Raw genomic sequence first — 15,889 nt, forward strand, 5'->3', positions numbered from 1 at the left:
GCATTTTAGCCAGGCGAAATGAAACCAATCTTAAAAATCACCGTATCGGCGGATAAACCATTACACTCTGAACCATTTTCAAGGGGGATGGGCGCCGCGTTATGCGATTGTTGTTGGTGGAAGACGATCCGGGGCTGTCGAGATCGTTAAAACTCGAGCTGGAAAGTGCCGGTTTTGCCGTCGATTGCGCGATGGACGGCGAAAGTGCCGAGTTCCTGGGCTCCACCGAATCCTACGACATCGTGATTCTGGATCTGGGCTTGCCGAAAATGCCCGGCCTGGAGGTGTTGCGGCGTTGGCGGCAGGCGGAAAACCATGTGCCGGTGATCGTGTTGACCGCCCGTGACGCCTGGCACGAGAAAGTCGACGGCTTCAAAGCCGGCGCCGACGACTACCTGGGTAAGCCGTTTCATATCGAAGAACTGTTGGCTCGGGTGCAGGCGCTGTTGAAGCGCTTTCACGGCCGGATGCAGCCGCAACTGGCCGGTTGCGGTTTAACGCTGGACGAAGATGCGCAAACGGTCAGCGTTAACGGCGGTCGCCCGGAACAACTGACGGCGATCGAATTTCGCTTGCTGCGTTATTTCATGTTGCATCCCGGCAAAGTTTTGACCAGAACCCATTTGCTGGAACATATCTACCAATGCGACAGCGATCCGGCCAGCAACGTGATCGAGGTTTACGTCAACCGTTTGCGGCGCAAGTTGGGCAACGATCTGATCGCCACCCGCCGCGGCCAGGGTTACGTGTTCGGCGAGAAAGCCTGATGTCGTTGCAACGCCGTTTGAATCGCGGCTTGATGTTGATTTTGAGTGCGGTGTTCGTCGGTCATTGGCTGGCGGCGGACTGGGTGATCCGCGCCGTCGCCGAAAAGCAGATGACCACGCGCTTACAACACGACGCCGACTCGTTGTTGGACACGTTGAAGCCTGACGGAGATGGCCGGCTGGATTTCGACAGTTCCCACATCGGCACCGTTTACGGTCAGGCGTTTTCCGGCCATTATTTCGTGTTGCACATCGGCGACAAAACCTATTATTCCCAATCGTTGCAGGGCGAAACCTTGCCGATAGCCGCCTTGCCGGTCGACTCCGTGCAGTTGTTCCATTATAGCGATGGGCCGCAGCGGCAGCCGTTGCTGGTGTTGAACCGCGGCTTGCAGCGTTTGGGCTATCCGGTCAGTATCGCCATCGCCGAGGATCTGACCGACATCGGCCGCGACATCGATCATATCCGGCTGGCCTATTTGCTGTTGACGGTATTGGTGCTGCTACTTGCCATCGGTCTGCAAACCGCGGACGTACGGCGGGCATTGCATCCGATGCAGGCGGCGCGCGCCGAATTGGCGGAGATTGCCGGCGGCCGCAAACAGCAAATCCAGACCCGGGTGCCGCTGGAAATCAAACCCTTGGTCAGGGAAGTCAACCGCCTGTTGCTGTTGGTCGAGCGGCGCCTGCACCAGTCGCGGACCGCAATCGGCAATCTGGCGCACTCGTTGAAAACGCCGTTGGCGATGCTGTTCAGACTGGCGGAACACCCCGATCTGAACGCTCACCCCGAATTGCGGCAACAGTTGCAGCAGCAAGCGCAAAAAATGCATGAACGTATCGAGCGCGAATTGAAGCGGGCCCGATTGTCCGGCAACTTGCAATCGGCCAGCATGTTTAATCCGCAGGAAGAGCTGGATGTCTTGACCAAGCTGCTGCGCAACATTTATTCGGAAAAGCTGCTTGACTTTCAAATCAGTGCGCCGGATCGGCTGATCAATTTCGATAGGGAGGATATGTTGGAATTGATCGGCAATCTATTGGACAACGCTTGTAAGTGGGCCGCACGGCGTATCGTCGTCGAAATCGATTGCGCGCAGACCATGAGGATCAGCGTCGAGGACGACGGGCCGGGCTGCTCTGCAGCGGACATGCTGCAGCTCAGCCGGCGCGGCTTGCGCCTGGACGAAGCGGTGCAAGGCCATGGGCTGGGGCTGGCGATCGTGCGCGATATTGCCGAGTTTTACCGCGGAACCTTAGTCATCGAGCGCTCGCCGCGGCTCGGCGGTCTGCGCGTCAGCGTGCAATTCCCGAGCTGAACGCCGGCAGCGGCGGGTATAATTGGCCTTTTTTGTTCGATCAATCTGCCGAGTATCATGACCACCGTTAATTCCGAAAAACTCTCCAGCGCCCGTTTTGCCGAAGCCACCGACGCCTTCGTCGAGGAATTCACCGCATCGGTCAATTTCGACCAACGTATGGCGCAACAAGATATCCAAGGCTCGCTGGCGCATGCGGCGATGCTATGCAAGATCGGTATTCTGACCGAGCAGGAATTGGCGGATATCCGCAACGGTTTGGCCCAGATCAGCGGCGAGATCACGCGCGGCGAATTCGTTTGGTCGGTAAAGCAGGAAGACGTGCACATGAACATCGAAGCGCGTTTGACCGATCTGATCGGCATCGCCGGCAAGAAGCTGCATACCGGCCGTTCCCGCAACGACCAGGTGGCGACCGACATTCGTTTGTATCTGCGCGACGAAATCGGCAACATCCTCGGCCAATTGCAGCGCTTGCAGTTGGCATTGTTGGACAAGGCCGAGCAGGAAGCCGATACCATCATGCCCGGCTTCACCCATTTGCAGGTGGCGCAACCGGTCACTTTCGGCCACCACTTGATGGCCTGGTTCGAGATGCTGAGCCGCGACCGCGAGCGTTTTCTGGATTGCGCCAAGCGCCTGAACGTGATGCCGTTGGGCGCGGCCGCGTTGGCCGGTACCAGCTACCCGCTGGATCGTTTTATGACCGCCGAGTTGTTGGGCTTCAGCCGGCCGTCGAATAACTCGCTGGACTCGGTCAGCGACCGCGATTTCGCGATCGAATTCGCCGCCGCCGGCAGCGTGTTGATGATGCACTTATCGCGGTTTTCCGAGGAGTTGGTGTTGTGGGCCAGCGCCCAGTTCGATTTCATCGACATTCCGGATGCCTTCTGCACCGGCTCGTCGATCATGCCGCAAAAGAAAAATCCGGACGTGCCGGAATTGGTGCGCGGTAAATCCGGCCGGGTGGCCGGGCATTTGATTTCGTTGTTGATGCTGATGAAAAGCCAGCCTTTGGCTTACAACAAAGATAACCAGGAAGACAAGGAACCGCTGTTCGACACCGCCGATACTTTGGTCAATTGCCTGCGCGCCTTTGCCGACATGATGCCTCACGTTAAAGCCAAGCGCGAGAATATGTACCAATCCGCCAAGCGCGGTTTTGCGACGGCAACCGATTTGGCGGATTACTTGGTGCGCAAGGGCATGGCGTTTCGCGATGCGCACGAAGTGGTCGGCCAAGCCGTACGCTTGGGTTTGAACAGCGGCCGGGATTTGTCGGAATTGACCTTGGCCGAGTTGCAAGGGTTTTCCGCCGCTATCGGCGCCGATGTCTTCGATATTCTTTCCCTGGAAGGTTCGGTCGCCGCTCGTTCCCTGATCGGCGGCACGGCTCCGGAGACGGTACGTAAGGCAATCTGTGAAGCAAGACACCAAATAACCGGATAATTAGCCTGGAAATAAGCGGCCTAGCTGCTAACCTTCCGGCATCGTTTTTTACGGAAGGTGGCTATGGCCGTTTTTCACTCCATTTTGGTTACCGACAGCCAAGCCGAGACCGCGGCGAACCGCAGCCTCTGGCTGGACGGCGAACTGGCGAGTTTTGGCTACGTCCCCGATTCGGATGCGGCGCTGGCCGTGTTGTCGGTCAAAGTGCACCGCAAACCGCACGATCTGACGGCGCATTTGCGCCGCATCCATCATTGCTACCAACAACGCCACTCGGCGGCGCTGTATGCCGCTGTGCTGGATTTGTCGATCGTCTTGCAAGGCAAGGGCGAGGCGCTCAGGCGGCGGATGCTTAACGCCAGCCGGATTCGTTTGGAACCACGCGATTTCCAAATTTTGTCGGCTTTGGAGCGACACGATCCGCGCCAAATCGGCAACCGCTACTCGTTACTGGCCAGCGGAATCCAGGGCCGTAGCGATCTGCTCGCGCCGCTAGCAACGCAATCCGAATCGAACCACGATCCGTTGGCGTTGGCTAACGACTTTATCGAATACAGCCAATTGGATCAGGCCATGGATGTGCTGGAACACGCGGTCGGCCTCTATCCGCAGCGCGGCGAACTGCAAACGGCGTTATTGGAACTGTACCGCTCCACCGCCAGCCGCGAGCGCTTTCAAACCGCTTGGCGCACCTTCAACGAATTGGCCGTACCGTTGGTTGGCGACTGGCAATCGGTGGCAGACTATTTCGACCGGCAGGCGTCATGAATAAAACCGCAAAAACCGCCCATCCTTATCGGATTGCGTTGCACGGCATGGACAGCCGCACCAGCAAGACCATGGAAATGTATTTGAAGGGCCCGTGCCGCGGCGCGGCCGTGGTCGCCGCCGCCGATGAAGCCCAAATCGATATGATCGACGCCGACCACGCCAAGGCGCGGGAAATTTTGGACCAGCGTAAGGCTGCGGCGCCTGGCCGGCCGATCATCCTGCTGTCGCTGCAGACCCTGCAGATCGATAACACTTTCTTCATCAAAAAACCGGTCAGTGCCGAACAGATACTCGGCGTGCTGGACAAAATCGGGCCGTTATTGAAAGCGGCAGAGAACAAACCGGAGCCGGCACCGGCCACGCCTGCAAAACCGCAGTCGGCGCCAGCGTCTGCACCTGCGGCCAAAACCGTTCTCGACGTCTACGTCAAGCCGGCCAAACCGACCAAACCCATCGATAACGCCGAACGGCAAAAGACCGCCAAACACCAATCGGCGATGCAACTCAACGAAGGCGGTTTTACCGCGTTTTTGGGTACGGTCGGCGATATCGACTTTGACGACGAGGCGCAATTGCCCACCGCTTGTTACGATCCGCGCCAGTTTTTCCTGGGTTATGTGCAGTCGGCCGCCAAGACCGCCGGTCTGCAGGCAAGGCCGTTGCGGCTCAGCTCGATCTGGAAGCCGCTATATCTATTCCCCGAGCAGAATGAAGTCTGGCTCGATGCCGACGACAAACAATTGCGCGCCTTTGCCGGGGTTGCGTTCAAACCCGGCACGGCCAACAACATGAGTTTGTCGGCCCTGGACCCGGCAGCCGCCGCTGCGGAGCGGGCGCCGGAGAAGTATCAGGATTTGCAAGCCTTTATCTGGAAACTGGCGATCTGGACTTCGAAAGGGCGGTTCCCGATCGGATTGGATATCGAGCGGCCGGTGTTCCTGCAACGTTGGCCCAATTTCACCCGCTTGGTGATCACGCCGGATGCGATGCGGATCGCCGCGCTGCTGGTGAAGACCCCGACTGCGCCGAGCGCGGTTTGCCGGGTACTGAACGTCAAGCCGCAATACGTGTTCGTGTTTATCAGCGCTTGCCATGCCATAGGTATCTTGCGCCAGAGCGAGCGCGAAGCCGATGTGGTGATCGCCGCACCCGTGCCGGAAAAGCCGAAAAACGAAGGGTTGTTACGCAAAATTCTCAGTAAATTGCGCGGTGCCTAGCCGCTCTCAGCAGGAATTCCGATGAGCCAATATAAAATCATTTTCACCGGGCCGGTCGGCGCCGGAAAAACCACTGCGATCAACGCCATCAGCGACACGCCGCCCGTGAAAACCGACGCGGCGGCCAGCGACATGACCAAGAACCGCAAAGCCTCGACCACGGTGGCGATGGATTACGGCGTGATGAATCTGGCCGGCGGCGAAAAGATCCATTTGTACGGCACGCCGGGTCAGGAACGCTTCGATTTCATGTGGGACATTCTGGTCAACGGCGGTATCGGCTTGATTTTGCTGTTAGATAACACCCGCGCCGACCCGTTTCAGGATATGAAGTTCTTTCTAGATGCGTTCAGTAAATTTATCAACGACACCAGTCTGGCCATCGGCGTCACGCAAATGGATTTGAGCAACCGCCCGACCATCGACGATTACCACTCGCGCTTGCAGGAATTCGGCATCAAGCCGCCGGTATTTGCTGTGGATGCCCGCGAAAAGAACGACGTGTCGCTGCTGGTGCAGGCCTTGTTGTATTCGCTGGATCCCGGTTTGGCGGAGTAGTGCCATGGAGCGTTTCACACTGGTCGAAGGCCTGTTTTTATATCCGACGCCGGCCGGGGCTTATTACGCGGTAGCTTATCCGGATTCCGACAAACCCCGGCGTTTTTTGCTGCGCCTGTTGCAGCAGGCGCAGACGCCGGCGCTGGCGTTGCCACCGTTGCAAAGCCTGATGGAGATCGAAGACGAACAGAAAGCCTTGGAAATGTTGCTGCATTGCCAGAAGTTAGGCTGGGTGCAGGGTGTGGATACGCCGTTGCAGGCGCCGGCCGGTGCGCTGGAGGACGTATTGCCCGGCTTGCTGGCCGCGATATCCGAATCCGGCAAGGTGCTGCTGGCGGACGACCAGGGTTTTTATCTGGCCTGCAGCGGCTTTCCGCACGAGACGGCCGAAGAATTGTCGGCCTTGAGCGCCGAATTGGCCACCGTGCACAAACGCCGCTCCGGCTTATTGAGCAACAACATGGGCATCGCCAGCCACGCCTGGGCGATTGTCGATGCCTTCGGCGCCAGCCAGATCGGCTTCTGGCCGATTTTCGTCGGCGGCCGCCGTTTCGTGCTGGCCATTGCCGGCACGCCCCATTTCAATCAGGCCGAATTCGTCAGTTTGGCCTGGATTCTGACGACCCGGTACGTCAAAAAGGGCGATTAGTTTTGCCCGACTCCCTTGTCAATTTTACTTTTAGGAGATACCCATTATGAAAGCAGATATGCTGACCTCGGTGTTGACCGAGCTGAATGGCACTTCGGCTGATATTGAAGCATCGGGCGTGATATCTACGGACGGTTTAATGATGGCCTCGGTATTGCCGGCCGGCATGGATGAAGACCGCGTCGGCGCGATGAGTGCGGCGATGCTGTCCCTCGGCGACCGGACCGCGCAGGAACTGAGCCGGGGCAATCTGGAGCAGGTGTTGATCAAAGGCGCGCGCGGCTATGTGCTGATGACTTACGCCGGCAGCGAAGCCGTATTGACGGTGCTGGCCAAGCCCAACGCCAAATTGGGCCTGATCTTTCTCGACGTCAAGCGCGCGGCTGAAAGCATTTCCGAAATGCTGTGATCCCGAAACCATGCTACGGAGCCGATCATGATTAGCGATATGAAACCCGAGGATATCGTCGGAGACTACCGGGAGACCGTGTTGACGTTCTACGACGGAACTCGCCGCAAAGTGTTGTATACCGAACTGGAAACCCCGTATCCGGACGGCAAACTGATCGTTTCGACCACGACGCCGGAGGGGGTGATCCGCCAGGTGAACCGGGCATTCGTCGAGATGTCCGGCTACAGCGAAGCCGAACTGATCGGTGCGCCGCACAATATTCTGCGCCATCCGGACATGCCGGCGGCGGCGTTCAAGGATTTGTGGGAGACGGTCCAGCGCGGCGAAAAATGGCAGGGTTACGTCAAAAATCTGCGCAAGGACGGCGGTTATTACTGGGTCAAGGCCACGGTGATCCCCAACGTGCGCGGCGGCAAGGTGGTGGGTTATACCTCGGTCCGGCGCAAGCCGTCGCGGACCAGGGTCGACGAATGCGCCAAACTCTATCCGACCTTACGTTAACGGAGCCCGCCATGACATTCCTGTTTACCGTCAGTCCCGATTTCGCTCCGGACCGCCTGTCAGGCTGGTATATCTTCAACACCTGGCTGCAAAAACAAACCGGTACCGCGATCCATCTGGAAATGTACAACCATTACCAGCAACTGCATCAAGCCATCGAGGCCGATAAAATCGACCTGATTTACGCCAATCCTTACGACGCGGCGATGCTGGTCAGAAACAAAGGTTTTTTGCCGTTGGCCAAGGCTCAGGGCCAGGCGGACGAAGCCATCATCGCCGTCAATGCCGACAGTTCGGTACGAGACGTCGCCGATTTGCAAGCCAATAGCCGGGTGGCGTTTACCGACGATCCCGACGTGCGGCTGATGGGCATGATTATGTTGGAGCCGGCCGACCTCGATGCCGGCAACATTGTCCCGGTTTTGGCGGACACCCATGTGCTGGTGGCGAAACATTTGCTGAAAGGCGAAGCGGACGCCGGTATCATTCTGGCCGAAGCCTACGACAATTTGTCCGGCGTGATTCGCAAGCAGTTACGGGTGCTAGTCCGCAGCCAGATCAGCGTGATCCACCATGCGTTGATGGTCGGCCCGCGTTTGCAGGCAAAGCGCGGCGAATGGCGCCAGGTGCTGTTGGATATGGCGGCGGACGAGAAGGGCAGAGGCGTCCTGGCCGCGTTGGGCTTCGACGGCTGGCAAACGATAGACGACGAGGAAATGGAATTCATGATCGACTTGATGGATACGCTAAATACCTGACCTCAAATTCAGGAAGGAAAACGGCAACGATGACGACAGTGACCACAGTGGATATTTTGCGGCACGGCGAGGCCCGCGGCGGCTCCCGTTACCGCGGTATAACCGACGATGCGTTGACCGAGCGCGGCTGGCGGCAAATGTACCGGCAATGCGGCGAACTGCATTGGGACGTCGTGGTCAGCTCGCCGCTGCGCCGTTGCCGTTCATTCGCGGCGGCCTGGTGCGAACAGCAGCAGGCCGAGTTGCGCGTCGATCCGGCCTGGGCCGAATACGACTTCGGCGTCTGGGATGGTCTGAGTGCGGATCAGATCGAGAGCCAATGGCCCGGCGCCTTGTCGGCGTTTTACCGCGATCCCGAGCGCTACCCGCCGCCCAAGGCGGAAAATTTCCGCGACTTCAACCGCCGCGTCCAGGTCGCCTGGGATAAATTGCTGGCCGATGGTGCCGGCAAGAAGGTGTTGCTGGTCAGCCATGCCGGCATCGTGCGCAGCTTGTTCAGCCATTGTCTGCAACTGCCGGCAAGGAACGCCTTCCAAATCGAGATTCCGCAGGCCGGGTTGACCCGGTTTACGGCATTCGATAGCGAAGACGGCCGTTACCTACAGTTTAACTTCCACCGACCGGGTTGATTTCTTTTATACTGAAGAGCCATTCCGAATTTGGCGCGCCGCAGTGACGAACCGATTCCTTCCAATCCGCTTGGGCGCCCCCGGCGAAGAAATCAGTAAAAAAGATCTGCATGCGGTGACGCAGCGTTTCAAATATTTCAACCAACAGCGATTGCAGCACGTGCAGAGTCTGTTGCAGCCGCGGCAGCAGGATTTTCTGAAATTACTGCCGCTATTATTCCATCAAAACCATCCTTTATTGCCCGGCTTCGTCTCTTCGGAAACCCCGGCCGGAATTCCGGACTACGCGCCGAGCAAACAGACCGTCGACGTCGCCAAGCAATTTTCCAAGGGGTTTGCTTATAAGCGCAAGGCGTTGCGGCAATATCCGATTCACGCCATATTTCTGATGGGCAGCGTCGGCAGCATGGCTTTTTCCAAGGAAAGCGATATCGACATCTGGTTATGTCATGACGCTAATTTAATGGGCGACGAGTTGGAGGAGTTGCGGCAAAAAACCAGAGAGGTCGAAAAATGGGCGGCATCGTTGAAAATCGAAGCGCATTTTTTTCTGGTCGTTGCCGAGCAATTCATGCGCGGCGAGAATACGCCGATTTCCAAGGAAAGCAGCGGCGAAACCCAGCACTATCTGTTGTTGGAAGAATTTTACCGCACGTCGATTTACGTCGTCGGGCGCACGCCGGTCTGGTGGTTGGTACCGCCAGACCAGGAGCGTCACTACGGCCAATACGTGCAGCACTTGCTGGAGAACCGTTTCGTCGCCGAAGCCGATGTACTCGATTTTGGCGATCTGAACCAAATGCCGACAGCGGAATTCGTCAGCGCGACGCTGTGGCATATTTTTAAATCCCTGACCTCGCCGCATAAATCGCTGTTGAAGCTGTTATTGATGGAGAGCTATGCCAGCGAGTTTCCGCATCCGCAATGGCTGTGCCTGGCCCTTAAACAAGCCGTTTACCGCGGCGAGTTCAGCGTCGAAAGCCTGGATCCGTATTTGCTGATGTACAGCAAGGTCGACGCCTACTTGCGCCAAGGCGGCTTTGCCCAGCGCCTGGATCTGATCCGCGAGTGTTTTTACATGAAGATCATGGCCGGTTCCGGGCCGATCCTGGAAAACCGGGTGCGGCAAATGCGCGAAAACTTTATGCAACAAGTCGCCGAACAATGGCAGTGGCCGGACGACATGCTGGACGGCCTGGCCAGCCAACGTTACTGGGACATCAAGCGCGCCAACAGCGAGCACGCCGTGATTCGCGACCAGTTGCAACAGTGCTTGCGCATGATCATCAAATTCACCGGCTTGCCGGTCGACCAGGCCCAGCGCGAAAACCGGGATTTACGCCTGATCGGCCGCAAGCTGCGCGCCGCGCTGGACCAGCGCCCCGGCAAAATCGAAATATTGACGACGCGCGGTGCGGTCCACACCACGCCGGATTTGTTGGTGGCCAAGGAAGCCGTTGCCGAAGACGCTCCTCCGGTCTGGCGGTTATACAGCGACAGAAATGTCGCGCAGCAGGCAGCCGAACACAGCGCCATCAAGCAGGGCGACAGTTTGTTGGAAATACTGAGTTGGGCGGTGCTGAACGGTTTGTATAAAAAAACCTTGAATTTGCAGGTTGCGGCGGCAAACCTGAAATTGGCCGGCAACGATTTGTACCAGTTGTTCAACGAGTTGAACGCTTTTTTTCAGGCGCGTTTGCCGAGCGCCGACAGCGGCTTGGATGCCTTCGCCGCGCCGAACCGGCTGTCGGCCGCGCTGTTGCTGGTCAATCTCGGCGAAAGCCTGGCCATGGATACCAACAGCCAGCAATTGGTCATGAGCGAGCGTTCGGACCCGCTGAGTTACGGCGAGACCCGCCAATGCTTCGTACAATCGGTTTATAAGCTGTCGGTGTCGAGTTGGGGCGAGGCGACCTTGCAGTATTACGTCGGGCTGGAGGGCCTGCTCAACTGCTTGTTGGACATCTTGCATAATGGCGGACCGCAAATCGCGGCCGATTCGCTAAAGGTGTTATGTTACACGCCGGTGCGCGGCCGCAGTATCGTGTTGCGTACCGAGTCCTTGTTCAACAATCTGTTGAAGTGCTTTGTTGCCGCCGGTGCCGGCGCCCAGCGTTATATCATCCCGGCCGAGACCGGTTACAGTCTGTTTCAATACAATAACGGCCGTTTGGGCTATTTTCGTTTGGATAACGCCAACCAACTGATTCAGGAGCTTTCTAAGCCGCAGCCGCAGTTTTCCGCGGTGCTGTTTGATGCTTACGTGTTGGAACAAACTTACATCCCGGTGTTGTACCGCCACAACCTGGCCGACACGGTGCAGGTCTTTTACCACGCTACCAGCAAACATGTGGCGGTTTACGTGCTGGACGAAAAAGGCTCGTTGTTCGTCCGCCAGCATAATAATGCCAATCCGGAACACGTATTGAACCACTACTCGCTGTTTCTCGGCACCTTGCTGGCCCAAGCGCAGGTGCCGGAAGGCATCGGTGTGCGTTTTTACGAGATTCAAAAGAACTCGGCCGGGGTCGTGTCCTGCCAAGCCGTGCAGGTCAAGGTGGGCGCCAGCGTGTTCGACTTGCGCGTCAGGATCGTCGGCGAGGCGGGCGGCGGCATCGCGGTCTATTGCAACGAACGCCGGTTCGCGATCGACGGCGCGGAAAGCTTAAAGGCGGTGCGTAGCGAGATCCTAGGTTATCGCAACAGCCATGACGATTATCCGTTTCACATCACCGAAATAGACGCGCCTTGCCGGGTTCTGGGCGCCGAACATAGCGAAGAACTGCAGACGCTGCATTTTCTGCATTACAAGCAAAAAATGGAGGATAAGTTAAACATTTAACTTCCAGCGCATTGTGCCGATAACCGTGCGGTAACCATCCGGCCGGGGAGGCTCGCCATGATCATCGATAAATCCGCAATCAACTTGAGCAGCCAACACCTGCTGCATCAAGCCGTTAGTACCAAAACCTCGTTGCAGGTCTGGTCCGGCCGAGAGTCGGAGCCTGACGCAGTCAACGAGAAAAATCCGGTTTCGCCAGGCGCCGAGGTGTCGAGACGGGCGGTCGGCGACACCCTGCAACTCAGCAGTGCGGCGCGAACTGCCGCCAGCCGCACCCAGCCGATCGATCCGGAAAGTCGGCTGGATTCGCAACACAGTCTGACCTTGCAAATCATCAAGCGCATCTTTAAGGAAATCACCGGTCGCGATTTCGTTTTATTTTCGCCCGATCAATTACAGATCGACGGCCAAGCCACCGAGCCGCAACCCCCGGCGCCGGATTCGGCGGCAGTCGAATCGGCGTCCAGTCGGGGCGGTTTGGTTTACCGGCAAACTGTGGCCTATGCCGAGAGCGAGACGCTGAGTTTCGAGGCCGAGGGGACGATAAAAACCAAAGACGGCCAAAGCCTGAGTTTTAGCGTTTCGATGTCGATCAGTCGCAGTTTTTATCAGGAATCGAATCTGGAAATCCGAGCCGGCGATGCCGTCAAGACCGATCCGTTGGTGATCAATTTCGACGGCAACGCTGCCGAGTTGAGCAACACCCGGTTTCAATTCGATATCGATGCCGACGGTCGCCTGGAGCAAATTGCCGCTCTCAAATCCGGCAGCGGCATGTTGGCTTTGGATAGGAACGAAGATGGGGTGATCAACGACGGCTCCGAGCTGTTCGGACCGGCCAGCGGTAACGGCTTTACTGACCTTGCCGCCTACGACGAGGACGGTAACCAGTTTATCGATGCCGGCGATGCCGTTTACCAACGTTTGCGGATCTGGCAACGCTACGACGACGGCAGCCAGCAATTGCTGGCCCTGGGCGACAAGAATATCGGCGCGATTTACCTCGGTCATCTGGCTACACCGTTTGAATACAAAGACGAAGACAACCGCACTAAGGCGGAAGCGGCAGCCACCGGCCTTTACTTCACCGAGCAAGGTCGGGCCGGTACCGTGCAAGAACTGAATTTCGTGGTCTGAGCCGGCTGTTTCGATCCTACTATCCGCTAAACCGGCTCTGCTGGGCACGCTGCCGTTGCCGAATCGGAAATTGGACTAAACTTGGTTTGTGAGGAAATTCTGACGTACCGCATGCGGTTTTTCGTATGACGAGGAACGGCATATAGCTGATTCTTGGTTTGCCGTTTTCGGGAGCATGGCGATTCGGGAGGAAATTTCCCCGTTTCCGTCGTTGCCGTTCGGACTGAGAATGTTTCGGCCGGTGCGGGCAATTCAACGCCAAACCAATAGCCAGTTACCGTATGAAACAGCCAATAGTCGGATTGCTGCTAATCGTAATCAGCCAAACGGGTTCGGGAGCGCCAGACGTAAAGGATGCACTGGAACTGAATGTGGAGGACCTGCTTAGCGTCGAAGTCACTTCGGTTTCCAAGAAGGCGCAAGCGCTGAACGATTCGGCTGCCGCAGTATTCGTCATTACTCAGGAAGATATCAAGCGCTCCGGCGTGACCAGCATCCCCGAAGCGCTGCGCATGGCGCCGGGCATGGATGTCTCCAGAATCGATTCCAACAAATGGGCCGTCAGCACCCGCGGCTTCAACGGCCGCTTCGCCAATAAATTACTGGTGCTGATCGACGGCCGCAATACCTACACCCGCTCGTTTTCCGGCGTGTATTGGGAAAATCAGGACGTGATGCTGGAAGACGTCGAGCGTATCGAAGTCATACGCGGTCCGGGGGCTACGCTGTGGGGCGCGAATGCGGTGAACGGCGTCATCAACATCATCACCAAACATTCCGCCAAGACTCAGGGCGCATTGCTGGTGGCGGGCGGCGGCACCGAAGAACGCGGTTTCGGCGGCTTTCGTTACGGCGGACGGCTCAACGAAGACACTAGCGGTCGGGTCTACGTTAAAGGCTTTAACCGAGACGCCAACAGCCGCGCCGATGCCGAGCCGGCCGGCGACTCGTGGGATAAGGCTCAGGGCGGCTTCAGGCTGGATTCGCGCTTCTCGCTACAGGACGAGTTAACCGTCCAAGGCGATTTGTACCACAGCACCATCAACCAGACCTTGGCGATTCCGCAAATCGCCGCACCTTACCAAAACCGGTTCGGCGACCAGGGCGACGCTTACGGCGGTAACGTCTTGAGCCGCTGGCAGCATACAATTTCCACCCGTTCGGACTATTCGCTGCAACTCTATTACGACTACTACCGGCGCAACGAAGCCTGGTTCAGCGAGGGGCGCGATACGTTGGATTTGGATTTCCAGCACCGCTTTGGTCTATTCGACAGCCATGAGGTGATTTGGGGCTTCGGCTACCAGTACACCCACGACCACACCGAAGCCGGAAGCTTGTTGAGGTTAAGTCCCGCCAGCCGCAACGACCAATTGTTCAGCAGCTTTATCCAGGACGAAATCGAATTGATCGGCAATACTTTATGGCTGACCTTGGGCTCCAAATTCGAACACAACGACTACAGCGGATTCGAAGGCCAACCGACCGCGCGTTTGATGTGGGCGCCGCACTCGCAGCACCGGTTTTGGGCCGCGGTATCGCGTGCGGTCAGAACGCCGTCGCGCGCGGAACAAAACATGTCGATCTTGCAAACCGTGCAGCCGCCGCCAGGATTTTTTCCTGCTGTCGCGGTGTATCTGAACGGAGAGCGAAGCTACCGGGCCGAGGACGTCATCGCCTATGAATTAGGTTATCGAACTACGTTCATCAAAGCGTTATCGCTCGATGTTACGGCGTTTTATAACGATTACGATAATTTGCGCAACGCCTCGCAAGGCGCGGGCACGTTTGATCCGGTGAGTGGCGTCGTTGTAGTGCCGTTGGCGCTAAATAACAACTTTCAAGCCAAAACCTACGGCTACGAAATCGCGGCGGTCTGGCAAATGCTGGATTGGTGGCGGTGGGATGCCAATTACAGCCTGCTAAAATCCGATTTTGCCACCACAACCAACTTTATCGCGGCGGCCGGCCCGCAACAACGCCTCAGCCTGCGCAGCGCCTTGAGCTGGCGCAAAGATTTGGATTTCGATCTGTGGTTGCGCTATGTCGACAGCAACGCCGCCGTCGGCGTATTCGGCTTGCAGCAAATCGACGATTACGTGACGATGGATGTACGTTTGGCCTGGCGCCCGGCATTGAATTTGGAATTGTCTGTGGTCGGGCAGAATCTGCTTAGCGACAGCCATTTGCAGTTCAGGCAGGAGAACCAAACCTTACCCACGTTTATCGACCGCGGCATGTACGGGAAAGTGGCCTGGAACTTCTAGACTATTAATGCCACGAACCTTCGATTACTTTTGCGAACGGTTAATTACTTGTTATCGCTGCTAAATGTGGTGAACGCTATCCGAGTCTGTAGGTTGGCGCTGTTAGCTTCGGCGGCAAGCGTATGTTCGGCGGCACCGGCGGTCTTGGAACAATATTCGGTGTTTGCGGCTTTGACGCTGAATTTCGCCCGCTTTACCCAGTGGCCGGTGAACGCCTTTGCCGATTCGAGTTCCGGTCTGAACGTTTGTCTGGCGGGAGATAACGTTTTACTGCAATCGTTCGAGTCGATCGACGGCAAGAGCGTCGGCAACCGCTTAATTAATATCGTCAATTCCGAGAGGTTGCGTAATTTGAACCAATGCCAGATTTTGTTCATCGGGGAATTGTCCAATAACGTGCTGTTGCAGGTATTTCTCGATATTAAAAACCAGCCGGTTTTGACGATCGGCGAGGACGCGGATTTTGTCGCTAGCGGCGGCATGGTGGCCATGGTGAATGTCGACGGCAAAATCCAGTTGCATGTCAACTTGGCCGCCGTCAAGGCCTCGGATTTAAACATCAGTTCCAACCTGCTGCGGTTGGCGAAAATTGTCGGAGACCGTTAGGAGAGCG

At 57.1% G+C, this 15,889-nt stretch carries 15 protein-coding genes; all 15 read left to right on the forward strand.

The window, feature by feature from the left end; translation table 11 throughout:
• Positions 1-101 precede the first annotated feature (101 nt).
• The 15 genes from NP603_RS02440 (at position 102) to NP603_RS02510 (ending at position 15,882) form a co-directional block, all read left to right on the forward strand.
• Positions 102-767, forward strand: coding sequence for a response regulator transcription factor (locus NP603_RS02440; RefSeq protein WP_256609337.1), 666 nt, complete (start codon positions 102-104; stop codon positions 765-767).
• Positions 767-2,086 (forward strand): sensor histidine kinase, encoded by a 1,320-nt coding sequence (locus NP603_RS02445; protein ID WP_256609338.1) that lies wholly within the window; start codon positions 767-769, stop codon positions 2,084-2,086. The genes NP603_RS02440 and NP603_RS02445 overlap by 1 nt, the downstream gene beginning before the upstream one ends.
• A gap of 57 nt (positions 2,087-2,143) precedes the next feature.
• Entirely contained in the window at positions 2,144-3,535 is a 1,392-nt protein-coding gene (argH, locus tag NP603_RS02450) for an argininosuccinate lyase (protein WP_256609339.1), read from the forward strand.
• 63 nt (positions 3,536-3,598) lie between these two features.
• Positions 3,599-4,303 carry a type IV pilus assembly protein FimV gene (locus tag NP603_RS02455; RefSeq protein ID WP_256609340.1) on the forward strand — a complete coding sequence of 235 codons (705 nt, stop codon included), beginning with the start codon at positions 3,599-3,601 and terminating at the stop codon, positions 4,301-4,303.
• The gene (locus tag NP603_RS02460; RefSeq protein WP_256609341.1) at positions 4,300-5,523 is read left to right on the forward strand and encodes a hypothetical protein; all 1,224 of its coding nucleotides are present in this window, start codon (positions 4,300-4,302) and stop codon (positions 5,521-5,523) included. The genes NP603_RS02455 and NP603_RS02460 overlap by 4 nt, the downstream gene beginning before the upstream one ends.
• 21 nt (positions 5,524-5,544) lie before the next feature.
• Positions 5,545-6,081 carry a GTP-binding protein gene (locus tag NP603_RS02465; RefSeq protein WP_256609342.1) on the forward strand — a complete coding sequence of 179 codons (537 nt, stop codon included), beginning with the start codon at positions 5,545-5,547 and terminating at the stop codon, positions 6,079-6,081.
• A 4-nt stretch (positions 6,082-6,085) separates the two neighbouring features.
• Entirely contained in the window at positions 6,086-6,730 is a 645-nt protein-coding gene (locus tag NP603_RS02470; protein WP_256609343.1) for a hypothetical protein, read from the forward strand.
• 46 nt (positions 6,731-6,776) lie between these two features.
• Positions 6,777-7,139 carry a roadblock/LC7 domain-containing protein gene (locus NP603_RS02475; RefSeq protein WP_054762039.1) on the forward strand — a complete coding sequence of 121 codons (363 nt, stop codon included), beginning with the start codon at positions 6,777-6,779 and terminating at the stop codon, positions 7,137-7,139.
• A gap of 27 nt (positions 7,140-7,166) precedes the next feature.
• A complete protein-coding gene (locus tag NP603_RS02480; RefSeq protein ID WP_256609344.1) occupies positions 7,167-7,643 on the forward strand; it encodes a PAS domain-containing protein in 477 nt (158 codons plus the stop codon).
• Positions 7,644-7,654: 11 nt separating this feature from the next.
• Positions 7,655-8,401, forward strand: a complete 747-nt coding sequence (locus tag NP603_RS02485) for a phosphate/phosphite/phosphonate ABC transporter substrate-binding protein (protein ID WP_256609345.1) — start codon at positions 7,655-7,657, stop codon at positions 8,399-8,401.
• 29 nt (positions 8,402-8,430) lie between these two features.
• Positions 8,431-9,030 (forward strand): histidine phosphatase family protein, encoded by a 600-nt coding sequence (locus NP603_RS02490; protein ID WP_256609346.1) that lies wholly within the window; start codon positions 8,431-8,433, stop codon positions 9,028-9,030.
• 43 nt (positions 9,031-9,073) lie between these two features.
• Positions 9,074-11,872, forward strand: coding sequence for a class I adenylate cyclase domain-containing protein (locus NP603_RS02495; protein WP_256609347.1), 2,799 nt, complete (start codon positions 9,074-9,076; stop codon positions 11,870-11,872).
• A gap of 57 nt (positions 11,873-11,929) precedes the next feature.
• Positions 11,930-13,009, forward strand: coding sequence for an SPM autocatalytic domain-containing protein (locus tag NP603_RS02500; RefSeq protein ID WP_256609348.1), 1,080 nt, complete (start codon positions 11,930-11,932; stop codon positions 13,007-13,009).
• A gap of 281 nt (positions 13,010-13,290) precedes the next feature.
• Positions 13,291-15,276, forward strand: coding sequence for a TonB-dependent receptor plug domain-containing protein (locus NP603_RS02505; RefSeq protein ID WP_256609349.1), 1,986 nt, complete (start codon positions 13,291-13,293; stop codon positions 15,274-15,276).
• Between the two features lie 93 nt (positions 15,277-15,369).
• Positions 15,370-15,882 carry a YfiR family protein gene (locus NP603_RS02510; RefSeq protein WP_256609350.1) on the forward strand — a complete coding sequence of 171 codons (513 nt, stop codon included), beginning with the start codon at positions 15,370-15,372 and terminating at the stop codon, positions 15,880-15,882.
• Positions 15,883-15,889: the final 7 nt, after the last annotated feature.

Source organism: Methylomonas aurea (assembly GCF_024505045.1).
GTDB classification, from domain to species: domain Bacteria; phylum Pseudomonadota; class Gammaproteobacteria; order Methylococcales; family Methylomonadaceae; genus Methylomonas; species Methylomonas aurea.